Source organism: Sporomusaceae bacterium ACPt, from assembly GCA_041428575.1.
Taxonomy (GTDB): Bacteria; Bacillota; Negativicutes; order Sporomusales; family Sporomusaceae; genus Sporomusa_D; species Sporomusa_D carbonis.
The window spans coordinates 2,838,802-2,864,110 of the sequence record CP155570.1 but is presented as its reverse complement, the minus strand read 5'-3'; the positions used below and the strand labels follow the sequence as shown (position 1 = coordinate 2,864,110).

General features: G+C 50.5%; 20 protein-coding genes and 1 pseudogene. 20 read left to right on the top strand and 1 reads right to left on the bottom strand.

Features of this window, described 5'->3' with window-relative positions; all coding sequences use genetic code 11:
• Position 1: 1 nt before the first annotated feature.
• The 17 genes from SCACP_RS14935 (at position 2) to SCACP_RS14855 (ending at position 20,640) form a co-directional block, all read left to right on the top strand.
• Entirely contained in the window at positions 2-2,338 is a 2,337-nt protein-coding gene (locus SCACP_RS14935) for a xanthine dehydrogenase family protein molybdopterin-binding subunit (protein WP_425058283.1), read from the top strand.
• A 301-nt stretch (positions 2,339-2,639) separates the two neighbouring features.
• Complete coding sequence (locus SCACP_RS14930; RefSeq protein ID WP_425058282.1) at positions 2,640-3,959, top strand: MFS transporter; 1,320 nt, start codon at positions 2,640-2,642, stop codon at positions 3,957-3,959.
• A gap of 87 nt (positions 3,960-4,046) precedes the next feature.
• Positions 4,047-5,225 (top strand): amidohydrolase family protein, encoded by a 1,179-nt coding sequence (locus SCACP_RS14925; RefSeq protein WP_425058281.1) that lies wholly within the window; start codon positions 4,047-4,049, stop codon positions 5,223-5,225.
• A 12-nt stretch (positions 5,226-5,237) separates the two neighbouring features.
• Complete coding sequence (locus SCACP_RS14920; protein WP_425058280.1) at positions 5,238-6,740, top strand: 4Fe-4S binding protein; 1,503 nt, start codon at positions 5,238-5,240, stop codon at positions 6,738-6,740.
• A 2-nt stretch (positions 6,741-6,742) separates the two neighbouring features.
• Positions 6,743-7,582, top strand: a complete 840-nt coding sequence (locus SCACP_RS14915; protein ID WP_425058279.1) for a hypothetical protein — start codon at positions 6,743-6,745, stop codon at positions 7,580-7,582.
• Between the two features lie 29 nt (positions 7,583-7,611).
• Positions 7,612-8,196, top strand: coding sequence for an amino acid synthesis family protein (locus SCACP_RS14910; protein WP_425058278.1), 585 nt, complete (start codon positions 7,612-7,614; stop codon positions 8,194-8,196).
• 25 nt (positions 8,197-8,221) lie between these two features.
• Positions 8,222-9,112, top strand: a complete 891-nt coding sequence (locus tag SCACP_RS14905) for an NAD(P)-dependent oxidoreductase (protein ID WP_425058277.1) — start codon at positions 8,222-8,224, stop codon at positions 9,110-9,112.
• A complete protein-coding gene (locus SCACP_RS14900) occupies positions 9,076-10,545 on the top strand; it encodes a hypothetical protein (RefSeq protein ID WP_425058276.1) in 1,470 nt (489 codons plus the stop codon). The genes SCACP_RS14905 and SCACP_RS14900 overlap by 37 nt, the downstream gene beginning before the upstream one ends.
• Before the next feature lie 9 nt (positions 10,546-10,554).
• Positions 10,555-11,769, top strand: coding sequence for an aconitase/3-isopropylmalate dehydratase large subunit family protein (locus SCACP_RS14895; protein ID WP_425058275.1), 1,215 nt, complete (start codon positions 10,555-10,557; stop codon positions 11,767-11,769).
• Complete coding sequence (locus tag SCACP_RS14890; protein ID WP_425058274.1) at positions 11,762-12,259, top strand: 3-isopropylmalate dehydratase; 498 nt, start codon at positions 11,762-11,764, stop codon at positions 12,257-12,259. Before SCACP_RS14895 ends, SCACP_RS14890 begins: the two co-directional genes overlap by 8 nt.
• A gap of 24 nt (positions 12,260-12,283) precedes the next feature.
• The gene (locus SCACP_RS14885) at positions 12,284-14,146 is read left to right on the top strand and encodes a cobalamin-dependent protein (RefSeq protein WP_425058273.1); all 1,863 of its coding nucleotides are present in this window, start codon (positions 12,284-12,286) and stop codon (positions 14,144-14,146) included.
• Positions 14,146-15,279 carry a 2-methylaconitate cis-trans isomerase PrpF family protein gene (locus SCACP_RS14880; protein ID WP_425058272.1) on the top strand — a complete coding sequence of 378 codons (1,134 nt, stop codon included), beginning with the start codon at positions 14,146-14,148 and terminating at the stop codon, positions 15,277-15,279. Before SCACP_RS14885 ends, SCACP_RS14880 begins: the two co-directional genes overlap by 1 nt.
• 21 nt (positions 15,280-15,300) lie before the next feature.
• Entirely contained in the window at positions 15,301-16,725 is a 1,425-nt protein-coding gene (locus SCACP_RS14875) for a glutamate mutase L (protein WP_425058271.1), read from the top strand.
• Between the two features lie 12 nt (positions 16,726-16,737).
• On the top strand, positions 16,738-17,601 hold the full coding sequence (locus SCACP_RS14870) for an isocitrate lyase/PEP mutase family protein (RefSeq protein ID WP_425058270.1): 864 nt from the start codon (positions 16,738-16,740) through the stop codon (positions 17,599-17,601).
• A gap of 1 nt (position 17,602) precedes the next feature.
• Complete coding sequence (locus SCACP_RS14865; protein ID WP_425058269.1) at positions 17,603-18,589, top strand: methyl-accepting chemotaxis protein; 987 nt, start codon at positions 17,603-17,605, stop codon at positions 18,587-18,589.
• Positions 18,590-18,607: 18 nt separating this feature from the next.
• On the top strand, positions 18,608-19,276 hold the full coding sequence (locus tag SCACP_RS14860; protein ID WP_425058268.1) for a class I SAM-dependent methyltransferase: 669 nt from the start codon (positions 18,608-18,610) through the stop codon (positions 19,274-19,276).
• Between the two features lie 197 nt (positions 19,277-19,473).
• Positions 19,474-20,640: an MFS transporter gene (locus SCACP_RS14855; protein WP_425058267.1), complete on the top strand. Its 1,167-nt coding sequence runs from the start codon at positions 19,474-19,476 to the stop codon at positions 20,638-20,640.
• 381 nt (positions 20,641-21,021) lie between these two features.
• Here the strand turns inward: SCACP_RS14855 and SCACP_RS14850 are convergent, their stop codons facing one another.
• Entirely contained in the window at positions 21,022-22,893 is a 1,872-nt protein-coding gene (locus tag SCACP_RS14850) for a sigma 54-interacting transcriptional regulator (protein WP_425058266.1), read from the bottom strand.
• Positions 22,894-23,217: 324 nt separating this feature from the next.
• On the opposite strand from SCACP_RS14850, the pseudogene SCACP_RS14845 reads away from it, so the two are divergent.
• From SCACP_RS14845 to SCACP_RS14835, 3 genes and pseudogenes are all read left to right on the top strand, one after another.
• Positions 23,218-23,385 (top strand): annotated as a pseudogene (locus SCACP_RS14845) (anion permease); the annotation flags it as partial.
• Between the two features lie 94 nt (positions 23,386-23,479).
• Positions 23,480-24,733, top strand: coding sequence for a 3-isopropylmalate dehydratase large subunit (locus tag SCACP_RS14840; RefSeq protein WP_425058265.1), 1,254 nt, complete (start codon positions 23,480-23,482; stop codon positions 24,731-24,733).
• Positions 24,734-24,743: 10 nt separating this feature from the next.
• The gene (locus SCACP_RS14835) at positions 24,744-25,256 is read left to right on the top strand and encodes a 3-isopropylmalate dehydratase small subunit (RefSeq protein WP_425058264.1); all 513 of its coding nucleotides are present in this window, start codon (positions 24,744-24,746) and stop codon (positions 25,254-25,256) included.
• Positions 25,257-25,309: the final 53 nt, after the last annotated feature.

Here is a 25,309-nt window from a genome sequence, read left to right as displayed (position 1 = left end):
TTTGAGTCAGTATCGGATCGTGGGACAGTCGGTAAAAAAAGTGGATGCAGTTGAAAAAGTGTTGGGTAAGGCTCAATTTGCCGCTGATATTTATTTTGACGGAATGCTGTATGCGAAAGTTTTTCGCAGTGATATACCGCACGGAATATTACGGGCAATTGACGTGTCCAAGGCAGCGGCGCTGCCGGGTGTGGCGGTTATTTTGACAGGTAACGATGTACCGGGGGCCAATAGTACAGGGATGATCGTCAAGGATGAACCCGTACTGGTCAGAATTAATGGGAAAATCCGCAAAATCGGTGATCCGCTGGCCCTGATTGCGGCCGAAACCGAGGAACTGGCGGAAAAAGCACTGGAACTCATTGACGTCGACATTGAAGTGCTGCCACCGGTATTTGATCCGGTGGCAGCCATGACCGATACCGCCCCCAAGATATATGATGACGGTAATGTTCTGGCTGTCCGCAAAATTCGCAAAGGTGATGTTGCCGCAGCTTTTCAGCAGTGTGCGGTAGTGGTTGAGCAAGAATACCGGACGCAAATGGTAGAACATGGCTATATTGAACCCGAGGCAGGGGTTGCCAAACTTGACGGTGACGTGGTGACCCTATGGGTATCCACCCAGAACACGCATTTTGACGCCAAAGAGGTAGCCCGGAACCTCAACATAGGACTGGACAAGGTCCGGGTGATTCAGGCTGCGACCGGCGGCGGGTTTGGCGGCAAATTGGATATTTCGGTCCAGGTTCATCTTGGACTGTTGGCTATGAAAACGCGGCGTCCGGTAAAACTCGTCTACACGCGGACCGAGTCCATTATTAATTCGGCCAAACGCCATCCCTGCACAATTAAAATGAAAACAGGCACTGACAGGAGCGGGAAACTGCTCGCAATGGAATGTTCGATTATCGGTGACACCGGCGCCTATGCATCATACGGACCGGGAACGCTTACCCGGAGTGCCGTGCACGCGACCGGGCCGTATGAAATTCCCCATATTGCTATTGACGCATATACAGTGTACACCAATAATCCTACGGCAGGAGCTATGCGCGGCTTTGGTGTGCCGCAGGTCGCTTTTGCCCATGAGTCACAAATGGATATGCTGGCCGAAAAAATCGGTATTTCACCACTGGAGATCAGACTGCGGAATGCATTCCGGCCCGGTTCGGTTACGGCGACCGGGGCAGAGCTAAACCAGAGTGTCGGGATTGTACCCACGCTGGAAAAGGTCGCAGCGGCCAAAACGACTATTAGCAGCCATACTTCGGAAGTCAAGGGCACGAAAAAACGCGGTGTCGGCATATCCTCCATGTGGTATGGCATCGGTAATACCGGCTTGCCCAATCCGTCGGGCGCGTATGTGAATTTACTGGATGACGGAACAGCCCTTATTTTGACCGGCTGTGCCGATATTGGACAGGGGTCGGATACTGCTTTGGCCCAAATTGTCGCCGAGGAATTCGGCATAGATATGGAAGATGTCCGCGTGGTTTCGGCCGATACCGGTGTTACCCCTGACAGCGGCGCGTCATCAGCCAGCCGGCAGACTTATATTTCCGGCAATGCCGTCCGTCAGGCCGCGCAAGAGGCTAAAAAAGTAATTGTGGAGACGGCTGCCGCCATGTTAGGGGTTGCCCCGGGTGACGTGGTTGTAGGCCATAAGGTGCTTAGGGTCAGGACTGCCGGTCAGTCGCAATTTTTGACAGATTGCCGGAATGAATGCCGTCTTGATTTGGGGATGCCGCCCCAAGATAAGGGACTATCGGTATCATTGGCTGATTGTATTGCGCAATGCCGGACACAAGGCAGGCTGACGCTCGGGCATGGATGGTTTAATCCGGATACAACAGGTTTGGACCCGGAAACCGGGCAGGGCAAGCCTTATGCTACCTATGCGTTTGCTACCCAGATTGCTGAAGTAGATGTGGACATTGAATCAGGAGAAATAGAGGTTATCCGGATTATTGCCGCGCATGATGTCGGCCGGGCAATTAACCCGGTCAATGTCGAAGGACAAATTGAAGGGGGCTGTACCATGGGGCTGGGGTACGCCTTGACAGAGGAAATACAAGTCAGAGAAGGAACAATCCTGACGAAGAATTTGGCGACATATGTTATGCCTACCGCCATGGATGTTCCAAAAGTATACCCGCTCATCGTGGAAGAAAGTGAACAAACCGGTCCGTTTGGTGCGAAAGGAGTAGGGGAACCGACTCTGATTCCCACGGCTGCGGCGATTGCCAATGCGGTATACAACGCGATCGGCGTGCGGTTTACCGAATTACCGATAACGCCGGAGCGGGTTTTGGCCAAACTGCAGGAAATTCAGCACTAACTTAGTTAATATTCATCACCGGGTGGGCCGGAAATCAACCAATGATTAATAAAGAGTGGAATTCAACCTTTACTGTTAAAGGTGTGGGGAGCCGGTTCGGATTTCCGGCCGCCGCAGCTATAGCCAACGACGTCTAAGCTGTGATCGGTGTAAACATAGATTCATTGTGCTGGCCTTTACATAAGGCGGAAAACAATGACGACCGAGAGAAAGCGGGCAACGGTGCAGCAAGATGGAGGCGATGCCAAAAAAGTATTGATGACAGGAGAGCTTTACACCAAAAACTGGAGGAGTTGATTGCATGTCGACGATTACTGAACGTTTAGGAAACTTACCCCTTGGGAAGTTCCACTGGCGGTTATTGCTGATTATGTGTTTAGGCTGGGCTTTTGATGCCATGGATACCGGGATTGTCGCCTTTGTTTTACCCAAACTGATGGCCGCATGGAAGTTAACTTCGGCACAGGTTGGTATGATTGGCAGTGTGGGTTTGGTCGGTATGGCCATCGGCGCGATGATGGGCGGCACAATTGCCGACTATGTTGGCCGGAAAAAGGTTTTTGCCGCGACTTTGATTCTTTACAGCCTGGGTACAGGTGCCTGCGGCCTGGCCTGGAATTATGAAGCGCTGCTCTTCTTTCGTTTCTTAGTTGGTTTTGGTTTGGGCGGTCAACTGCCTGTCGCCATTACGTTGATGAGCGAATATTCGCCAACCAATTACCGCGGCCGGATGATTGTCCTGTTGGAAAGTTCCTGGGCCTTCGGCTGGCTGGCGGCATCGATAATTTCCTATTTAATAATTCCTAAGTACGGTTGGGAAGTGGCCTTTTATATTGGCGCCGTTCCGGCTCTGTATGTCTTCTATTTGTGGCAGATGGTGCCGGAGTCGGCTATGTATTTGATGAAAAAAGGCCGGATTGAGGAAGCCCATGCGCTGGTGTCCAAGGTTGAACAAGAGCTTGGTGTGCCGCAAGGCCGGAAACCGTCGCCGGCGGAAATGGAAACAGCGGCAACAGCCCCGGCATTCAGTGTTTTTCAATTGTTTAATCCCACCTATTTAAAGCGGACGGCTTGTTTATGGATTTTGTGGTTTTGCATCGTATTCTCCTATTATGGTATTTTCCTCTGGTTGCCTACCCTGCTGGTGAAAGCCGGTCATAATATGGTCCAGTCCTTTGAGTTTGTGTTATGGATGACGGTGGCGCAAATCCCGGGGTATTTTGCCGCCGCTGCCCTGGTTGATAAGATTGGCCGTAAGGCGACCATGGCAACATTCCTGATAGGCTGTGCTTTTGCTGCCTACATGTTTGGCAATGCGGCTTCAACTGCTCAAATTTATCTGTGGGGCTGCTTAATGTCCTTTTTCAATCTTGGTGCCTGGGGTATTTTATATACTTATACTCCGGAACTGTATCCTACCGAAGCCCGGTCCACCGGCGTGGGTTGGGCAGCCGGTTTTGGCCGGATTGGCGGTATTGTAGCGCCGATGGTTGTTGCAGCAATGATCACCGGTCCTGATAAAATTCCGTTGGTATTTATGATGTTTACCGCAGTTTTAGTTATTGCCGCTTTAGACATGATTGTCTTGGGCGATGAAACCAAGCAGAAAGCCTTGAATTAAGGCTGTAACCGACAATTGCAGAACAGAAGCGGCAGAGAAATGGAAGTTTCTCTGCCGGTTCTTTACAAATCTCAGGAGGTGGCTGGTATGGCGTATACAGCAATAACCAATATTGGAACTCTAGTCTCCGGAAATATTGATGAGCCTATGTTAATGGCTGATACGATTATTATTCATGATGGAAAAATTGAAGCTGTGGGTGATAAGAACCTTCTTAACGCCTTGAGAGTACATTCCGATGCATACAAACTCATTGACGCCGGTGGTATGACGGTAATTCCCGGACTCATTGATTCCCATGTTCACCCGGTTATCGGCGATTATACTCCCCGGCAGAAAATGGCTGATTTTATAGATAGTTCTTTACATGGCGGTGTGACCACGATGATTTCGGCCGGTGAGTGTCATACACCCGGCCGTCCGACTGATCCGGCAGGTGTCAAGGCCCACGCGGTGCTGGCGCAACGCTCTTTTCAGAAGCAGCGTCCCAGTGGCGTAAAGGTCCATGGGGGGGCGGTGATTTTGGAGAAAGGGTTGACTGAGGGTGATTTTGCCGAATTAGCTGCCAATGGCGTATGGCTGGTTGGCGAGGTCGGGCTGGGTTCGATCAAAGAGCCGGCAGATGCTGCGCCCATGGTACAGTGGGCCAAAGCCCACGGGATGAAAGTCATGATGCATACCGGCGGTACATCCATTCCCGGCAGTTCCACGGTTACGGCCGCTGATGTGCTTGCGGTCAAACCTGATGTGGTGTCCCATATTAACGGCGGACCGACCGCCATTTCGCCGGCGGAAGTGGACAAATTGATCTTTGACAGTGATCTGACACTGGAAATTGTCCAATGCGGCAATCCCAGAATAGCCGATCAGGTTGTGCGCAAGCTGGCCGGGCTGGGTAAACTGGGCCGGATCATTCTGGGAAATGATGCGCCCTCCGGCACCGGCGTTATCCCGCTCGGCATATTGCGAACCATTGTCCAGATTGCCAGTATGTCGGATATCCCAGCCGCAGCGGCTATTGCCATGGCCAGCGGCAATACGGCCCAGGTGTACGGGCTTAATACCGGTAGCATTGCTGCCGGTAAGGAAGCTGATCTGGTCATTATCGACAGACCGATGGGCTCGGTTGGCAAAAATGCTCTGGAAGCCATTCAGGCCGGGGACTTGCCTGGGGTAGCAATGGTTTTGATTGACGGGGAAATCAAAGTAAATAAGAGCCGCAATACGCCGCCGGCGGCCGGCAAGGTAACGGTGGGTCAGGTTTAAGGGGGAAAATCCGTGATTGTAATAGAGGAAAGTCTGTGCAAAGGCTGTGGGCTGTGTATAAAAAATTGCCCCACCGGCGCTGTGACTTTACATGATCGAGTAGCGCGGTTGAGCACCCACTGTACCGGCTGCGGCATCTGTATGCGCGTCTGCCCCTGCGGGGCAATTCGCCGGGATGATGTTATACCGGCCGGTGCCGCTGTCTGCCGGTCTTGTCCGGTACAGTGCGCCGTCCAGCCCGGGTTTGAAGGGGCTTGCCGCCGGTATACCAATGTAAATGGCACGCTGGTACGCAATCGTGCGTTAGTGCCGGCCAGTTACCGCGCCGGCAGGTTGTATCCGGAAATACCCGACCGCCCGTTGATTACGGCTGTAGGTGCCGGGACTGAATATCCTTGCTGTAGGCCGGCGCCGCATATTGTCGCCGATATTGTCCGGGATATTGAGGTCATCACCGTGGTTACCGAGGCCCCGCTTAGCTATAGCGGCATTAAAGTTAAGATTGACACCAATGTGCATATCGGGGCCGAGGGGGCGCGGGTGTTCAGGGACGGCGCCGTGGTCGGCATGGTGGATACCGAGGAATACGGTGCCAAGATGCTGTCAATTGGCGGCGCGAATATCTTGAGCGGGAAACACGGCTTCACGGCTGCCCGGACTATTGTCGGCTTAGCGAACGGTGAGCGGATGGTGTTACAGGTGGAGAAAGGCAGTACGCTGGACATTGCCGTCGGCCAGCCGCCGGTAATTGACGGTGTTATGCAAAAGAAAATGCGGGTTGGCTGCGGCAGTGCGACAATCGGTATGTTTGCCGCCCAGTTAAGTAAAGTGGTGGACGAGGCTATTGTTCTGGATCACCATGTGATTGGTTTACTGTCTGAACACCGGGCCGGGGAAGAAGTCGGGATGACTTACAGCGGCGTCATTCCCAACGGACGTAAAAGTACGCGCGGACGTTATTTTGGCGATCAGGGCCATGGCTGGGGCGGCACCGACATCGTCGGGCCGTTGCAAGCCGTTAAAAAAGTGGATATGAGCATGGCCCGTCCGGGATTGCGGATACTGGTTACCGAAACGACCGGACAACAAGCAGGATTGTTAGAAGTACAGCCTGACGGCACAGTGATGGAAATCCCTATGACCGCAACGATTCAGGCCGTAGTTGACCTTATTGCCGCCAACTGCGAAGAAGCCCGCGTTTCGGCGGTGTATGTAGGGGGGACGGGCGGCAGTGCCCGGGCCGGGGTGACTACGTACCCGCTTAAGCTCTCGCAGGCTGTGCATGAAGGAGAAGTCAAACTGACCATTGGCGGGGCTCCGACCTATATTTTGCCTGGCGGCGGTATTAATTTTATGGTGGATGTGGAAAAAGTGGTGCCCGGGGCTTTTACCTGGGTGGCTACGCCAGCCACGGTTGCTCCTGTTGAATATACCATGACGAGGGCGACGTTTGAAAAAATCGGCGGCCATACAAACGCGATTAAACCGGTTGCCACAGTAAAAAAGGAAGGGTAACCATGATTGAAGTTACGGCTCCCGGAAAAGTCAGACTGGACTATGGTCCGGTGCAAATGACCATTGGCGCCCAAGCCGGCTGCGTTCCTTTGACTGAGACTGCGCAACAGGCCGCCTGCTATGCCATGAATGTGCTGGCTGAACTGGCCGACTACCACAAAATAGCGGCCAGTTGGCAGCAGGATATAGCGGACAGCAACAATTTGCCGGCAGTATTACAGCGGATGCTGGCGGCCGTCAAGCGCGCGGGTGACATAACCCTGACGCCGATGGCAGCGGTTGCCGGCACGATCGCCGATCTGACCGCCGACTGGCTGCTCGCGCAGGGGGCAACCAAAGCCATTGTCAATAACGGCGGTGACATTGCTGTCCGTTTGACCGGCACTCAGACAACTGTTGTAGGAATAGCGCCGGCTATTGGCTTGAAGCCTACGCATGCCCTGCCCCTTGATGCCGGCCGGGGTATTGGCGGTATTGCCACCAGCGGCTTGGGGGGGCGCAGCTTTACCAAAGGCATTGCTACCGCTGCTGTGGTTGCGGCCGGTACGGCCGCGGTGGCTGATGCCTGTGCCACCAGTGTGGGCAATGCTACCTATGTTGAGCACCCGGCGGTTAAAGTGGCCTGGGCTGAGCACCTTGATCCCAATACCGATATTCGCGGGCACCGGGTAGTGCGGGAAGTCGGCCTGCTGCCGACGGCCGCGGTTGAACAGGCGCTCATGAACGGCTGGACAAGGGCGGTTGAATTATATAAACAAGGTGTGATTGCGGGCGCGGCCATTTTTGTCCAGCAGCAGGCGGTCATGATTCCGGAGCGTTTTGCGGCTGAAATTGATTTGTAAATGAATAGTTATTAGGGAGGGGAAGTACTATGGATTTGACAATCCGCAAAATTGTTACTGTTGTGGAAGATATACATATGGATGGACAGAAAGCTGTTGACAAGCCTTACAAAAAATGTGCGGCAGCAGCGGTTATAAAAAACCCTTTTGCCGGTGAGTATGTTGAGGATTTGAGCCTGCTGAGCGATATTGGCGAATATTTGGGCGGCTTGTTGGCGCAAAAGGCGGTGGCTGGCATGGGAATTGACCCGGAACAGGCCGAGAGCTATGGAAAGGGGGCCATTATCGGCATGAATGGTGAATTGGAGCATGGTGCAGCCATTCTTCATCCCAAACTGGGCAAGCCGATGCGGGAAGCGGTGGGCGGCGGCAAGGCCATAATTCCTTCCGCCAAGAAACTGGGAGGACCGGGCACCTCGCTCGACGTACCCCTGCACTACAAAGATGCCGCTTTTGTCAGAACCCATTATGATGCCATAGAAGTCAGACTGCATGATGCCCCGGCGGCAGATGAGATTGTGGTTGCTGTTGCCGTAACCTCCGGGGGACGGCCTCATCCACGGATTGGCGGGTTGCAGATCCAGGAAGTAAAAGGCGAGGACGGCTTGCGCTAATGGGTGCGGACGGTGGGGTGAATACATGAACGTTGGTTTTATTGGCATCGGGGCCATGGGTAAGCCGATGGCGCAAAATTTATTAAAGTCGGCTAAAGTTCAACTATACGTGTATGATATCAACGCGGCGGCGGTGGCCGAGCTGGCGGCGCAAGGCGCCACCCCGTGCCGGTCACCCAGGGAGTTGGCCGCAGTGTCGGCTGTGATCATCATGATGCTGCCCAATGCGGCGATTGTGGAAAGCACTATGACCGGTGAGCAGGGACTGCTTGCCGGCGGTAAGGCGGGACAGACCATCATTGACATGAGCAGTGTAGCCGCTACCAGTACCCAAAAGATGGCGGCTCTGGCGCAGGCCAAAGGGATAGACTATATTGATGCGCCGGTAAGCGGCGGGGTGGCCGGTGCTACGGCCGGGACGCTGACCATTATGGTGGGCGGTGAAGCGGCGGCGGTAGAAGCCGTGCAGCCGGTTTTGCAAATGCTGGGTAAAAAAATTTACCATGTCGGCGGCAGCGGCACCGGCGATTCGCTGAAAGTGGTAAACAATCTTTTACTCGGCATCAATATGGCGGCCGTGGCCGAAGCATTGGTGTTGGGGGTAAAATCAGGTCTTGATCCCCAGGTCATGCTGGAAATTATTAAAGAAAGTTCGGGACGCAGCTATGCACTAGAGGCCAAAACCGCAAATTTTATTCTGAAAAACAGCTTTGGTGGCGGGTTTGCGATTGATTTGGAATATAAGGATTTGGAACTGGCCATGGAAACGGCCAAAAGCCTGGATGTGCCGCTGCCTGTTGGCGCCACGGCGCAACAAGTATTTGCGATGGCCAAAGCCAAAGGTTTGGGCCGGGAAGATATTTCGGCTGTCATTAAGGTGTGGGAAGAATTGACGCGCGTTCAAGTAAGGAAATAGAAGGTCGGTGGTCGATGATGGACAGAATCAATCAAATCATTGCTGCAAATGGCTGGACTGCCGGTGAATTGACGATTGGCGACTGCATTGAATTGGCCAAAGCGGCTCAGGTGAGGGTTAGTGATGTCGTTGTTGCCGAAGCAATGACAACCAGCAACATGACCCGGTCGGAAGTATATTCAGCCGTGCTTGCCAGTTTTTCACATAATTTATATGCCGTGGAAATCGGGACGACAACAGGCTCCAGCTTTTTGATGGGTACTGCCGGCCGGGAACTGACCCAGGAAGCTGCCCCGCAGATTGTGGCCGACGAATTTCTGAACAAGGTGCTGGCTTATACACTGGGGGCTCAGGTGGGCAATCACTCGGTAGGACTGCAGCCGTGCGCCGGCACCGGCGATTCATGCACCTATGTGGGATTTGTGCGGGCGATGCTGGAAGAACTGGACGATAAGGAGACTGTCGCCCGGGTTGCTGCCGTCATGTTAAAAATCGGCACCTTGTTCCGGGTGGGCAAGACGACGACCGGCTGCAATATGGAAGGTTTCGGCGCCGGGGCGGCCGCGTCGGCCGCCGCTTTCGTAGAGCTGGCCGGCGGCAAGCCGGCAGATATGGCTAAGGCGATTGTGCTGGCGATATCGCCCACCATTGCCAATCCGTGCACGCCCCGGGTTATGGTGGCCGGTTTGTGTGCCACTCATATCGGCGGCGGTGTTATGCTCGGCAAGCTGGCAGCCCAACTGGCCATGCACACCTCCATTCCGGTGAATGTTCCTGTCGACGTCATGATCGCCATGGCGGCGGCTGTGCACCCCGTATCGGCCAAACAGGTTGTCCCGGTGGTTATTCAGTATATGGAACCGTTCTTCAAAACCAATACGGCGGTGGAAAACTACATTGGCGAGGATGTACATACAGAAGAAACAGCACGTATTGCTGCAACCGTCCGGCAGGCGTTGGCAGAAGCGCGGGCTATGGCCAAAAAGGCCAATAGCATCGTTAAGCCTTTTGGGGAGGCGGTTGTCGGCGGCAGCAGCCAAGCGGTGGGATCGCCAGCCAATGCCGCGCGTATTGCTCATTTTTTGGCCAAGGGTAAAATTACCAAGGTAAGAATAGAGTTGTATCCCGAACTGTTTGCCCGCCGGGGGATTAATGTTCCCGGAATCTTAATGGCAGCCGTATACGGCGCAGGTACGGACAATAGTCAGTTATACCGTGAAGTAATGAGCAAGGTTGCCAATGAAGGCATTGAAGTGGAGATACTTCAGACTGATGAGCCGCAATTACAGCAGATTACAGTAGTGGCAGCCGAAAAAAGCGGCATGGTGGCGGCGCTTAACCGCGGCGGCGGCCGGCTGGTCCTCAAGAGGGCGTCGGATGAGGAGGAAGCGTACCGCGTGGCTAAAAGGCTGGGAATTGAAATAGTGGAATAGGGGGAGACCATGAATTTTATAGAACAGTATCTGGCCAGAGCGGCAGGCCTTGAGGCGGTGGCTGCCGGGCAGGATATCCGCTGCCGCGTTGATCTGGTGGCAGCGCATGATGTTACCGGGCCGATGGCCATTCAACAATTTGAGCATATCGGGATTGATCATGTGTTTGACCCAAAGAAAGTAGTGATGGTGATTGATCATATTTTTCCGGCCGCCACCGTTCAGGCCAAAACTATGCACTGGATCATCAAAGATTTTGCCCGGCAATATGGCATTACTCTGTATGATAAGGGGCAAGGCGTCATTCATCAGGTGTTGGCCGAAAGTCACAGGCTGCAGCCGGGAGATATACTGGTCGGAGCCGATTCCCATACCTGTACCGCCGGTGGCTATGGTGTTATCGCTATTCCGGTAGGGTCGACCGAACTGGCTGCCGCCATGGCAACAGGTACGATTGACATCGAAGTGCCGGAAGTGATTGAAGTGTACATGACCGGACAGCCTAAGCCTTATGTCGGCGGTAAAGATATTGTTTTATCACTGATCAAAGAGTTCGGGGTGGACGGCCTGACTGATAAAGCGGTTGTTTTTACCGGACCGGGAATTGCTGCCATCAGTATGGATGACCGGATGACCATCTGCAATATGGGAATTGAAATGGGAGCCATGATTGCCTGTTTCGGTGAAGAAACAGCAGCAACCGGGGTGGCGCGAACTATGCCGCTGGCGTTAGAGACAGTGGCTATCGTGGCAGCATGTCCCCCTTCGCCGGCCAATGTCCGCCCTGTGGCTGAACTGGCAGATGTTGAGGTCACCCAGGTGGTTGTCGGCAGTTGCACCAACGGCCGGCTGTCCGATATGGAACAAGTGGTCAATATTCTTAAAAAGCATCAAGTCCACCCGGCTGTAACCATGCTGGTCGTTCCGGCTTCGAAAAACGTGCTGGCGGCTATGGAACAGGCCGGCTGGTGTAAGATTTTGCGCGATGCCGGAGCGGTTATTACCAATCCGGGGTGCGGTCCTTGTTTTGGGGCCCATCAAGGGCTTGGCACCGACCGGGATGTTATTCTGTCCACTACCAACCGGAATTTTCCCGGCCGGATGGGGCACCGCAGTGCCCAGGTGTATTTAGCTTCGCCGGCAACAGCCGCGGCAACGGCGGTCTGTGGCAGGATTACCCAACCGGGGTCATTATCATCGGAAGGCGGCGCAGGCAATGAATAAGATCAAGGGTCGAGTGTGGGTTTTTGACGATAATGTGGATACAGACCAAATACTGCCCGGCTATGCCATGGCCGAAGATTTTTCCGGGTTGGGCAGGTATGCCATGGCCGGCAGTAAAGAACCGGATTTTGCCGCAAGGGTAAACCCTGGCGACATCATTGCGGCCGGAAAAAATTTCGGCTGCGGCTCAAGCCGGGAACAGGCACCGGTCGCGTTACAAGCCGCAGGTGTAAGCTTGATTATTGCTGAATCGTTTGCCCGGATTTTTCGCCGCAATGCCATCAATATCGGCTTACCGGTGCTGGTGGCTGATCTGAGACAATATGTTCAGACCGGTGACGGGATTGAGGTCGATCTTGTTCAGGGTATTGTCAAAATAAATGACCGGGAAGTTGTTGCTCAGGCCTTATCGGCAAATGTACTGGCGACCATTAATGCCGGTGGCCTGATTAACCGGGTCCGGCAAGAAATAGGCGTAAGCAACGGCTGAGCAAGTCGTGGGGGAGGAAATGCAGTGCAGGAAAAAATAAAGCAAATAAAAACCAAGCAGATTATTGTCGAAGATTATGACAGCGTTCGTGCCTACCAGGAGACCTTCGGCGTGCCGATGCCAACCGTAGGTAAAGACGGTTCAATTGACGGTCTGCCGGCGGCCTACCCGCGCGTCATTAACGGCGTGGAACGCAACGGCTACCGGATTTATGCTTTGGCCCGGCAGGCTGAAGCCACAGGTATACCTGTCCAGAATCCTATTTTAGGACGCAATACGGCCGAAGAAACATATAAAGAATCGCGGGAAATGTATACTATGGCGGAAAAATTGGGAATTAGCCTCTTTCATTTTGTACACTCTGAGGCAACCCGGCATATTGATCCTTTAAAGGGACGGGACTTGATTGAGCAATCGCGGGGTAAAGGCGGCATTACACCTTTCGGTGAACGGAAACTGGTGGAACTGGGCGGTGGTTCGGTCCATCCCATGCGGATCAACGCTACCGGCGACACGCCGCATCTGTCCATATTAAACGCTTTAATTGCCGGCTTTGACGGCACCGATATCGGTCCGGTCATTCATGTACATTTCGGTGGCCGGGGCATTCATGACTATAAGACCAAAGTGGTCAACGGCTGCAAGGCGTTGGAAATCTGCGGTGAAAATAATATATTTGTGCAGATTGAATCTCATAAACATCTCAATAACATCGGCGGTACCGACGGAATGGCGTTAGCCATGTGCCTGCTGGCCGAAGGTCTGGGGATCTTAGCCGGGCTGCCGGCAGAACTGAGCGCGGTGCAGATGAATGTGGCCGGCCTCAATATTTTGGCCGACCTCGCGGTAATGAAAGCTTTTAAAGAAACCATGTGGAGCAAGAGTCTGATTGTCGTACCGGAAACCTTCCAGAACCCGCCTGGTGATTTAATCGCCGAAGCAGCGCATTTTGCGCGGATGGCTATCAGTGCAAAATTGGGCGGAGCTCATTTTTACCGGCCCAAAGCGGCTGAATCGGTAGGCATTCCCACCGGCGCGTCTATGGCCAAGGCCATTTGGGCCACTCACAATGTATTTGAAAATACTGTGGCGGTAGATATTCGCGATCCGTTTATTGAAGAGCGCAAACAAGAGATTCTAAGTGAAGCCATGGCGGTGCTGGAAAGTGTTTTGGGGCTTAAGCGCACGCTCGCGCCAGATGAAATCGGGGAAAATTTCTGGCGGCAGTACGGAAAAGACGAACTGATTGAGAAAATCGTTCAGGCCGGTAAAGCCGGAGTCATGGATTGTCCCCGCGCCGGCGGCTGGGATCTGAAACGCCATGTAAAAACCCACCGTGACAAAGATGGTATTAAACGCTATATTCCGGGCTTTACGCCGCTGGGAGTTGACGCCCGGCGGGTTGCGGTGACTGTTGAGCCGGTAGAAGTGCTGGAAGTGAAAAAAACAACCCGCAAACAAAAAATGGTATTGGCCACTGTCGGTGCCGATGCTCATGTCATGGGCATTAACATGATCCGCGAGGAATTTGAAAAAGCCGGGTACGAAGTTATTTACATGAGGGGGATGAATTTGCCGGAAACTGTGGCTGAAGTGGCGGCTGAGGCCAGGGCGGAAATTGTGGGTATTGCCAATCTGCTGGGACTGGGGCGGGAACTGTTCCCACGGGTTGATGGCCGTTTGAAACAACTGGGATTGCGCGATAAAGTGTTGCTGATCGCCGGGGGCCGGATTAGCGAAAAAGAAGAAGAACATACATTGTATGAAGAAAAGATTGCCCACGAAGGAACCGGCTTCCTGGGGGTTGACAGGTTTTTCGGTCCTGGTACCGATCCGGCCCAGTGTGTCAAATGGACGGCAGAAGAGTTGGAGAGGAGAGGCTTGTAATGAGTGAAATGCAGCGAATTCCATGCGTTATTATGCGGGGGGGCACCAGTAAGGCCATATTTCTGAAAGCCAATCATCTTCCTCAGGATGCTGCCCGGCGGGACAAGATGATTCTGGAGATTTTCGGAAGTCCTGACGTGCGCCAAATCGATGGTCTGGGAGGAGCTGACCCGCTGACCAGCAAACTGGCGATTATTGCTCCCTCTACTCATCCGGAGGCTGATATCGACTATACTTTTGGTCAGGTCAGCATTACTGCGCCTTATATCGATTATACCGGTAATTGCGGTAATATTTCTTCGGCGGTGGGGCCTTTTGCGATTGATGAAGGTTTTGTGGCGGCTAAACAGCCAACGACAACGGTAAGAATTCATAACACCAACACAGGCCGAATTTTAATAGCCGAAGTGCCTACCGAAAATGGCCGCGCCAAAGTGAGCGGAGACTGCAAAATTGACGGCGTTCCCGGCACTGGTGCGAAAATTATGATGGATTTTTCCGGTACTGCCGGTTCGGCTACCAATAAGCTGTTGCCGACAGGCAATCCTATTGACACGATTTCAACCAGTAACGGGTCCTTGGATATTTCCATTGTTGATGTTTCCAACCCTTGCGTGTTTATCAGAGCCAAAGATATCGGCATGACCGGCCGGGAAACACCGCAGGAGGTTAACGGCAACGCTGCGCTCCTGGCGCTTTTGGAAGAAATCCGGGCCAAGGCAACCGTAATGATCGGTATGGCTGCCGATATTGAGACAGCTACGCAAAAAAGTCCGGCTTTTCCCATGATCGCCTTTGTCGCGCCGACTGCCGATTATGTTGATTTTACGACAGGCAAGACGATTGGCAGTAACCAGGTTGATTTCTTGTCCCGAATGATGTTTATGCAGGTTTTGCATAAGACTTATCCCGGCACGGGTACGGCTTGTACCGGGGCGGCGGCGAAAATTCCGGGAACCATCGTGCATGAAGCCATTCCGCACATCGATACCATCGAGGTCATTCGCATTGGTCATCCAGCCGGCGTAATCGAAATCGAAGCTGCTGTGGATCATGGTAAGTTGGTTCGCGCCGCTTTTGCTCGGACGGCCCGGAGGATTATGGAAGGCTATGTGTTTGTGAATAACGCGTAGTCTTGAACAGGGGTGAATGGTGTGCAAGCAAATCTGCTGGTATTTGACGTAGGCAGTACATACACTAAGTTAACGGCGTTCCGGCTGGCCCGGGGAGAAATGCAATTTGTTGGCCGGTCCCAGGCGCCAACGACTATTACCGATATTGAAACAGGTATTCAAGAGGCCAGACAGGCGTTAGCGCAAAATGGTGTTGAGGTGGCCAGCGATGCTAAAGTTTTTGCTACCAGCAGCGCAGCCGGCGGCCTGCGGATGGTGGCGCTTGGCTATATGCCCCGGGTAACCGCCAAAGCCGCCAAAGAGGTTGCCATGAGTGCGGGAGCCAGGGTCTTGGAAATCGTGAGCCACGAGGATCCGCCTGAATACCGTTTGCAGGTGTTGCGGGAAATTAAACCGGACATTGTTTTACTGGCCGGCGGCACCGACGGCGGTGACCAGGAATCACTCCTTGACAATGCTCATATTATTGTTCAAGCCAAAATCAAGGCCGTTGTTATTATTGCCGGCAATAAAGACGCCCAAAGCCAGGTTGCCGGAATTTTTGCCGGCCATAATGTTCCGTACATACGTGTTCCCAATGTAATGCCAACCATTCACGAATTGAAAGTAAAACCGGCCAGGGAAGCCATTCATGAGCAGTTTATTAAACAGATTACCTTGGCCAAAGGATTGAACAAATTATTGGATATTGTCTCCAATAAGAAAGTAACGCCCACTCCCGGTGCCGTACTTTTGGGGGCGGAATTGCTGGCTAAAGGAACTTTTCAGGAGGCAGGTGCCGGTGATGTCCTGATCATTGACATCGGGGGAGCGACTACCGATATCCATTCGGTTATGCCTGGCCTGGAAAAGCTGTCTATCGAAGAAAAAGGGCTTATCGTAAATAATGAAAAACAACCGTCTTATCGAACCGTTGAAGGAAATTTGGGGTTGCGTGTCAGTGCGACAGGAATTGTTGAAACAATAGGCCCGCTGGGCGTATTGGCAAAAATCGGCTGTAACAACCAGGAACTTGCCGGGCAATTGGTAGCGTATACGGAATATCTGGAGAAGAATCCCGGCTACATCAGCCAGTCACCTCGCGAAAAACAATTTGACCGGGCCTTAGCCATCGGTGCCGTCGAAGTAGCGTTAAAGCGGCATGCAGGGTATATTTCTCAGGATTTTAATCCGGTCATGGGCATTATGCCCGGAACTCCGGTTGGCAGAGATTTGCGGCAAGTGAAATATGTCATTGCGGTCGGCGGGATTTTTACCCATAGTACACCGTCGGAACAACAGCTTATTTTGACAGAGGCTTTCAAAAACCCGGGAATCTCATTGCTGCCGTGTAAGCCGCAGTTCATTATTGACGAACAATATTTATTATATGCTTTGGGGGCGTTGGGGGCCCAATATGCTGACCTATGCGGAAAGTTTGCCAAAAAGTATTTTAAGATTAACTAAAGGGGAATGAATATGAGACAAACCAGTGTTTTGCGACAATTACTGGCAGGGGGAGGCATTGTTGTGGCCCCGGGGGCGCATGATGCGCTGACAGCTAAAATTATTGAGAAAACAGGCTTTCCGGCAGTATATATGACAGGTTACGGACAGGCGGCCAGCCATTTGGGAAAACCGGATGTCGGGCTGCTGACCATGAGCGAGATGGTAGCCCGGGCTGCCAATATTGTTGAAGCTGTCAACATCCCGGTCATTGCCGATGCCGATACCGGCTTTGGCAATGCCATCAATGTCATGCGCACAGTGCGGGAATATGAGAAGGCCGGGGTTGCTGCCATCCAGCTGGAAGACCAGGTGGCACCGAAAAAATGTGGCCACATGATTGGCCGGCAGGTGGTTCCGCAAGTGGAAATGGTCGGAAAACTCAAAGCGGCTGTGGATGCCCGCAGTGACGCAGACCTTGTTATTATCGCCCGTACTGATGCCCGTACTGTTCATGGCATTGAAGAAGCGATTGAACGGGCCAAAGCCTATGAAGAAGCTGGCGCCGATGTGTTGTTTATTGAATCACCGGAGAGCATGGAAGAAATGAAAAGAATTACGGCAACTTTCTCTGTGCCGGTGCTGGCCAACATGGTTGAGGGTGGCCGGACGCCGCTGGTGCCTGTAACCGAATTGGCTGATATCGGGTATAAGATTGTCATTTACCCAACAGCTTCCACCTATACCCTGACTTTTGCCATAAACCGGTTAATGGAAAACCTGAAACAAACAGGGACTACGGCCGGGATGCTGGATCAAATGGTTACCTTTACCGAGTTTAATGAACTAATAGGCTTGCCGCAAATCAGAGAATTTGAAAATATATATGTAAAATAAAATGTTTGTGTTGCGTAAACGCCTGAGTGCCTTTGTTGCCTTGCGGCGTTTTCCGCATGTTATGATGGTTAAGTCTGAAATCTACGATAAAATAAGAGAGTGTTATCCGATAAATAGTAATAAGAGGGAGGCGATTGTTATGTCGGCGAATGATCAGGCCATTTTGGACAAACTGTTATTTGCTCTGCCGATTATCCAGCAGGCGCTGCAAAATGATGCGGGGGTAACGCTTACCGACCGGGAAAAATTTTTATTATACAAGCCAGGTCAAAAACTTGATCTTAAAGTGCCGCAGGACCAACCCATCAAAGTAGGCAGCGGTGTTTATCGCGCCATTCATGAAAAACGGCGGATTGCTATGCGGTTTGATAAAACTTTGTACGGACTGCCGTATACTTCGGTTGCGGTGCCTGTTTACAATGAAGACAAGGAAGTTATTGGCGCAGTCGCCATTACTCAACCGGTTGAACTGCAGGAATCAATGAAACAAATGGCCGGTGATCTGTTGGATAATGTCAACCTACTGGCAGCCACTACCGAAGAAATTTCGGCTCAGACGCAAGAAATTGCGGCCACCGGCCGGACCTTAGCCCAAGTGGCCAGTGAATCACAGGTACGGGTGCAAGAGACCGACCAGGTGCTGGGACTGATCAGAAGTGTGGCCAGTGAAACCAATCTGTTGGGGCTCAATGCGGCGATTGAGGCCGCACGGGTGGGAGAACAAGGCCGCGGGTTTGGCGTTGTGGCCGGAGAGATTCGTAAACTGGCAACAACGAGCGCCGATTCGGTCAAGAAAATCGAAACCATCATTGCTAACATTAAAACCGATGGTTCAACCATCTACACTCAGATCCATGATACCCAAGAGGCGATTAATCAAATTGCTGCGGCGGTAACCCAAGTGGCTGATACCATCCAGCAAGTAACTAAAATGGTTTCACAGTTGGACCAAATTGCTGAAACCTTGAATTGTCAAGATACAAACTAAAGGAGGGAGTGGGATTCCATGCGGGATAATAAAACTTCCCAGCCAGCGGCTGAGTATGATGCCAATGTTCATAAAACCATTCCCCGGTATCATTTGTTTCATGACGAGACTTTGGATTTGGTTAAGGTAGCAGTTCCGAGGCCTCAGTCCTGGCTTGACACCGGCTGCGGCACCGGGACGCTTATTGTCAAAGCAATCGAACAGTTTGAACACTTACGGTTTGTTGCCGCAGATCCGTCGGAAGGGATGCTGGATATTGCTGCCGGAAAACTGGCAAATAATGATATAACCTATGTTTTGTCAGGCAGTGAAGATTTACACTATCCTGACAGCTTTGATGTTGTCACCGCCATTATGGTTCATCATTATTTAAATGAAGAAGGCCGGAGAAAAGCCACTCAGAATTGTTTCCACATGCTTAAACCAGGCGGTATATATATTACATTTGAGACCATTAAACCTAATACGGAAAATGGAACGCAAATCGGCCTTAAGCGCTGGCGGAACGCCCAACTGCTGAGCGGTAAAAGTCCTGAGGCGGCGGATAAGCATATCAGCCGGTATGGGAGCGAACTTTTGCCGATTACCATTGCCGCCCATATGGAACTGTTAACAGAAACCGGATTTTCTACTGTGGAAATTTTTTGGGTCTCCGGTATGCAGGCCGGATTTTATGGGATAAAATAAAGGGTTTTGATGAAAAACAGCCGAATCTTCTTATATGAGGATTCGGCTGTTTAATATAGTAAGAATCTATGAACTACCAATTTTCAAGTAAACATACTTTTATTGATATTTTTAGGCATATTTTTACGGGAATTGCCTATCATCAGTTCCCATTGTTTTTTGTGTGAGATAATGAGCCAGGAAACGGGAGTGAGGTTATGTTTAATATAGTACGGTCGATTCCCAGATATGTGTGGCTGATTGCGCTGGGGCACGGTGTTACCGATTTGTCACCGGGAGCGTTGTATGTGGCGCTGCCTTTTTTAAAAGCCAAACTGGGTTTAACGTATGCGGAGGTCAGCGCCATTGTCTTGACGCAAAATATAACTGCTTCGCTTAGTCAGCCTTTTTTGGGTTATTACAGTGACCGAACGCCAAGGGCGTGGGTTATGTCTGCAGGATGCATGTTATGTGGTCTGGCGATGCTGGCATCACTGGTGGTGTCTAACTATTATCTGTTGTTGCTGTTCACTGCCCTCAGCGGTTTGGGCAATGCTGCGTTTCATCCTGAGGCGGCCAAGCTGGTAAACCGTCTGAGCGGTAAATCAGTTGGCAAAGGAGCCAGTTTATTTAGTGTCTGGGGCAGTATTGGTGTGGCAATCGGTTCTCTGTTTATGGCGTTTTTGCTTTCTGAGGGCGCCGGTTTATTTCTCTATATTGTCCCCTTTTTACTAAGCAGCGCCGGGCTTGTTTATGTAGCGGTCAGCCTGCCGCCAACGCCGGCGGTACATACTGACGGCTTGCGCAAACTGAAGGCATCGTTCAATTGGTCGGTATGTTCCCTGCTGGGAATGGTGGCTGCCAGAGCAACCGTTTCATCAGGTATTAGCGCTTTTGTGCCTCTATATTATGTATCTTACCTGCACGGGAGTGCATTGTATGCCAGTTCGCTGTTGACTGTATATATGGCTGCCGGCGCTTTCGGAACCATGCTGGGGGGAATCATGAGCGACAAATACGGCAGCAGGACCGTGATGATTTATTCTATTTTGCCGCTGTCATTGCTATTGTATTTATTCCGTTTTGCCGGCGGCATATTGCCGTTTATTATCTTGGCACTGGCCAGTATGCTGCTGTCGGCGACTTTTACCAGCAGTCTGGTACTTATACAAAAAATGATGCCAGGTAATATTGGCATGGCTTCAGGTCTTAACCTCGGTTTTAGTGTGGGCCTGGGAACCATGGGTGTGCTGGTTTTGGGCAAAATCGCCGACCTGTGGAGTATGCCGCTCATTTTTGATATACTGGCATTCTTGCCGGTAATTGCTTTTGTTTTGACTTTGTTTATCCGTGAGCCGGAAAGTAAAGAGGCATTGACGGGTTAAACGTGACGGGAACAGCAAAATGTGATATAGTAAAATATAATAGGTGCGGAAGAATTTCCGACTGCCTGGGCCGTTCCTGTTTTTGGATCAGCTGCCAGACCATGAATCTGATCCACAATATTTCCGTTTGAGTCAACAAGGGTCCAGAAATTGTGAGCAAACGGTGTATAGGGGATTTGAAAGCCCGTGCCTCGATACCCCATGGGTCTGCCTTGGATTGAGGAGTCATACTCACTTTTTCTTCCTTTCCCAAAAACTCGTGAATGGATTAAGTTATGATAGCGAAAACATCCTACAACTTTGCCATAGTTGTAGGATGTTTTTCTATAATACAATATTCCCGTTATACATGAGTATATGAAATAGGATCATCATTTGCTATTACTTTAATCCTAAACGCTTCATTTTGCGCCAAAGGGTGGAACGGTTAATGCCGAGTATTTTTGCTGCTTCTACATATTTTCCTTTGGCTAATGCTAGAGCGTTATTGATCTCTTCCAACTCGTTGGGCTTGGTACTGTTATGAATGGCATTGTACTGCTGGTTTTCATCTTCAAGCATGAGATTGATCATGGCAGCATCAATAATTTCATGTTTGTATACGGCAACAATACGTTCGATAATGTTTTTTAACTCCCGGATATTGCCTGGCCAGGGATATTGAGAAAGTGCTTCAATGGCTGAGGGAGACAGTTTTATAGAGTGTCTTGTAATGCCAGAGGGCTCGCTTAAAAAAAAGTGGGCCAGTTGTTTGATATCTTCTTTTCGGTCACGAAGCGGCGGGATTTTAAGCTGTAAAACATTTAAGCGGTAGTATAAATCTGACCGGAATTTGTTTTCATTCACCAGACTTTTTAAATTTTTATTGGTGGCGGCAATAACGCGGACGTCAACCGGAATAATTCGGTCACTTCCTAAACGCATGACCTTCTTTTCCTGCAATACCCGTAAAAGTTTGCCCTGAGTAATATAGTCCATCTCGGCAATTTCATCAAGAAAAATTGTGCCGCCATGGGCTACTTCGAAAAGTCCGGGTTTTCCCTTGTGATTGGCCCCGGTAAAAGCGCCTCCCACGTAGCCAAAGAGTTCACTTTCCAGTATTTGACTGGGGAGGGCGGCACAGTTGATTGCCACAAAAGGACCTTGACGGCGCTGGCTATAGTTATGAATACTCTGCGCGAATACTTCTTTGCCGCTGCCGGTTTCACCGGTAATGAGAATAGACGATTCAGTTATGGAAAATTTTTTAGCAATTTCTATGGGCTGTCTTATTGCCTCGCTAGTACCTATGATGTCGTTAAAGCAAAAGTTTGCTACATGCCCGGAAGCATAAATACTCCGTCTGACTCTAGCCTCCATTTGCTGGATTTGCGTTACATCTTGAAAGGTAACAACAGCTCCGACAATATTACTGTTAACGCGGATGGGAACTTTATTACAGAGAACATCAACTCCGTTAATGGTGAGAATTTGTCCTAAATCATCTTCGCCCAGGCTGATAACTTTTTCAAGGTTGAGTTCCGGCCAAATTTGGGCAATCTTTTTACCAACTGCCTGAGCGTTATTAATACCTGTTATCTGTTCGGCAATGGGGTTAAAGACGGTGACACAATACTGGTTATCGACAGCGATGATTCCTCCATAGGCATAATCGAGGACGGCCCGAAATAGACTGGTTTTGGTTTTTTCTAAATTCCGCGCATAGGCAATCCGTTTTGCTTCCAGAGCTGCCTGGAGGATACCTTCTGCACCGCTGTCAATGAGTTCGAACGGATAATTATGTTGTTGGGCGGCCTTACCGGTAATGAACCCGCCAATAACAACATCTACGCCGTCTTGGAAAGCCCGGACAACTTGAGTTTCTGCCTCTGATTCTTCGTTAATAGGATAAAGGTGAATGTCTACTCCCAAAATGGAGCTCAGACAGTCAATTCCCTGGAGCATAGCAGGAAACGACACGGCGCCGATACGACGACCATGCCGCTTGGCTCTTTCAACACACCGGATTATATCGAAGCCTGTAATCGGGACTTCAACAATAGTTACCGGGATTCCGGCATTCCTTATGGCTGATGCCGTTCCGCCCCGGGTAATAATGATTTCAGTTCCTGTGGCCACGAGTGAAGAGGCAATGATTACTCCTTCGCTCAGTAACCCCTTGACGACAGTTATGTCACGATGGTGAGTTTTAAATGAGGCATGAGCCTTGTCCAGCATACTGTTATCTGGAGCCAGAAATGTGATGAGCGACATACAATGCCTCCTTTCCTTCTGCAACGAGTGCAACGGTTCCTTTTGATTATAAACAGTAACTACATAGATTGCAATAAGCGGCTTGGTTGCCAAGATAAGAACAATTAACCAGGCAACTGAAGTTTGGTTTTAGGTGAAATGTTGTCAAAATTATGTAAAATGCAACTTAATGCAACGCTAGTGGGGGATGCTGAAACGAATTTAGTTGCACTTTCAAAAGCCGAGTAGCTCTAATCCTTGAAACAACCGGCGGTTTCTAATTGGCATAGTTTTTGCTAGATTAATAAAAATAAGGAGGGGAGGTGAGTAAGGGTTCCACGGAGATTAAAATTAGGTTATACACCGGCTTTGAGTGATTTAATCATCAGCTCGGCAACGCCTTCCAACACCGCCCGTGCCGGTGGAATTCTTTTTCCGGTTGTAAGGAGCCTGTCTTCTGCCTTCAACTCGGAACCGGAGGCATCTTCGAGGCGAGTGGGTGCTTACTTACTTCCCAATATACCAAATTTGATGCGACCGTTGTGGCCATGCTGGCGGTTTCTGTCATATATAAATGAAAAATATAGTTTGTAGGAGGAAATTTACTATGCACGCAATTGAAAAACTTCTTGCCCAAAAAGCAGGAAAAGAATCTGTTTCAACAGGTGAAATTGTAAATTGTACCGTTGATCTTGCCGGCATCAATGACCTGTATTTGCAAACAGTGCGTTCCTTTTTTGAAATGGGCGGCACTAAAGTACATGATCCCAGTAAAGTTATCATGTTTCTCGACCACTATGCACCGGCGTCTACTATCGTACAAGCGGACAATCAAAAGCAGTTCCGTGAATTCTGCTGGGACCAGGGCATTGATTTGTTGATGGATATCAACGAAGGGGTATGTCATCAAGTATTGGCAGACCGCGGATTGTCCCATCCGGGAGAGATTATTGTTGTCACAGATTCACATACGACAACACATGGGGCGTTTGGTGCTTTTGGAACAGGTGTAGGAGCGACCGATTTAGCCACTATTTTGATTACCGGCAAGTTGTGGTTCCGGGTACCCGAAATTATCCGCATCAACTTTGAAGGCGAGTTACCGAAAGGTGTTTATGCAAAAGATATCATCCTGCATGTAATTGGGGAACTAGGAGCTGATTACGCGGTTTACAAAGCGGTGGAATTTACCGGATTCACTCTTAAACAGTTAAGCATATCTGAGCGTATGGCTTTATGCAATATGACGACCGAGATGGGTGCGAAAACCAGTTATATTCAGCCTGACGAAATTACAATGGAATTCTTGAAGAAAAAAGTAACCCGCAATTATGAAATTTTTACGACAGATCCGGGATATCAGTATGCGGCTGAACATACTTTTGACGTATCTAATCTTAAACCGCAACTGGCAGCCCCGTTCAGCGTGGACAATGTATCAGATGTTACTGCCTTCACTGGAAGAAAAATTGACCAAGCCTACCTTGGTTCATGTACTGGCGGACGTGTGGAAGATTTGGCTGTAGCGGCCAAAATCTTAGCAGGTAAAAAAATAAGCAAGCGCACTCGCTTTGTGGTTGTACCTGCTTCCCGGGGTGTTTTCCTGGAAGCAATGGCCAAGGGATATGTTCAAACTCTCGTTGAAGCCGGCGCTACCTTTGTTACACCCGGTTGCGCAGCTTGTCTGGGAACTCATCAAGGCATGCTGGCTTCAGGAGAAACCTGCATTACATCCACAAATCGGAACTTTCCGGGACGGATGGGCCATACCAAAGGGGAAATTTTCCTTGGGTCACCAGCCGCTGTGGCGGCTGCCGCACTAGAGGGTAAAATTGTTGATCCTTCCCAATATATTGACTAAGGAGTGTTGCATGATGGAAAAAGTAGCTAGAGGCAAGGCTTTTGTATTTGCTGAGAATATTGATACAGATCAAATATATCCGGGACGTTTCGTAGAGTTAACAGATATTGAAGATGTTGCCAAACATGCCATGGAAGGGGCAGATCCCAACTTTGTAAAAGAGTTTAAAAAAGGTGATATCATCGTGGCCGCTACCAATTTCGGTTGCGGGTCCAGCCGCGAGCATGCTGCCATTACTTTAAAAGCAGTTGGGGTGGGTGCCATTGTGGCGGAGTCCTTTGGCCGCATCTTTTACCGGAATGCAATTAATATCGGTGTACCGGTATTGGTCTGCCCCGGAATCGGCAAGTTGATTAAGAGCGGCGATATCTTAACCGTTGATATCGAATCCGGAAAAATTTGCAATGAAACAACCGGTGTAGTGGCCCAAGCCCAGCCGATGTCTGAATATGTAATGAATATCCTGGCAAGCGGCGGTATTAAACCCATGATTAAGAAACAATTACAATCCGTGAATAAGTAGCCACAAACAACACGCCTAGAAAAAAATCTTTATTGGATACTATATAAATAAGC

Excerpts from the sequence above, each read along its gene's own strand:
- SCACP_RS14930 (WP_425058282.1), top strand. The coding sequence starts at position 2,640 with ATGTCGACGATTACTGAACGTTTAGGAAACTTACCCCTTGGGAAGTTC.
- SCACP_RS14860 (WP_425058268.1), top strand. The coding sequence starts at position 18,608 with ATGCGGGATAATAAAACTTCCCAGCCAGCGGCTGAGTATGATGCCAAT.
- SCACP_RS14915 (WP_425058279.1), top strand. The coding sequence starts at position 6,743 with ATGATTGAAGTTACGGCTCCCGGAAAAGTCAGACTGGACTATGGTCCG.
- SCACP_RS14855 (WP_425058267.1), top strand. The coding sequence starts at position 19,474 with ATGTTTAATATAGTACGGTCGATTCCCAGATATGTGTGGCTGATTGCG.
- SCACP_RS14835 (WP_425058264.1), top strand. The coding sequence starts at position 24,744 with ATGATGGAAAAAGTAGCTAGAGGCAAGGCTTTTGTATTTGCTGAGAAT.
- SCACP_RS14880 (WP_425058272.1), top strand. The coding sequence starts at position 14,146 with ATGAGTGAAATGCAGCGAATTCCATGCGTTATTATGCGGGGGGGCACC.
- SCACP_RS14890 (WP_425058274.1), top strand. The coding sequence starts at position 11,762 with ATGAATAAGATCAAGGGTCGAGTGTGGGTTTTTGACGATAATGTGGAT.
- SCACP_RS14925 (WP_425058281.1), top strand. The coding sequence starts at position 4,047 with ATGGCGTATACAGCAATAACCAATATTGGAACTCTAGTCTCCGGAAAT.
- SCACP_RS14865 (WP_425058269.1), top strand. The coding sequence starts at position 17,603 with ATGTTTGTGTTGCGTAAACGCCTGAGTGCCTTTGTTGCCTTGCGGCGT.
- SCACP_RS14905 (WP_425058277.1), top strand. The coding sequence starts at position 8,222 with ATGAACGTTGGTTTTATTGGCATCGGGGCCATGGGTAAGCCGATGGCG.
- SCACP_RS14910 (WP_425058278.1), top strand. The coding sequence starts at position 7,612 with ATGGATTTGACAATCCGCAAAATTGTTACTGTTGTGGAAGATATACAT.
- SCACP_RS14840 (WP_425058265.1), top strand. The coding sequence starts at position 23,480 with ATGCACGCAATTGAAAAACTTCTTGCCCAAAAAGCAGGAAAAGAATCT.
- SCACP_RS14895 (WP_425058275.1), top strand. The coding sequence starts at position 10,555 with ATGAATTTTATAGAACAGTATCTGGCCAGAGCGGCAGGCCTTGAGGCG.
- SCACP_RS14870 (WP_425058270.1), top strand. The coding sequence starts at position 16,738 with ATGAGACAAACCAGTGTTTTGCGACAATTACTGGCAGGGGGAGGCATT.
- SCACP_RS14850 (WP_425058266.1), bottom strand. The coding sequence starts at position 22,893 with ATGTCGCTCATCACATTTCTGGCTCCAGATAACAGTATGCTGGACAAG.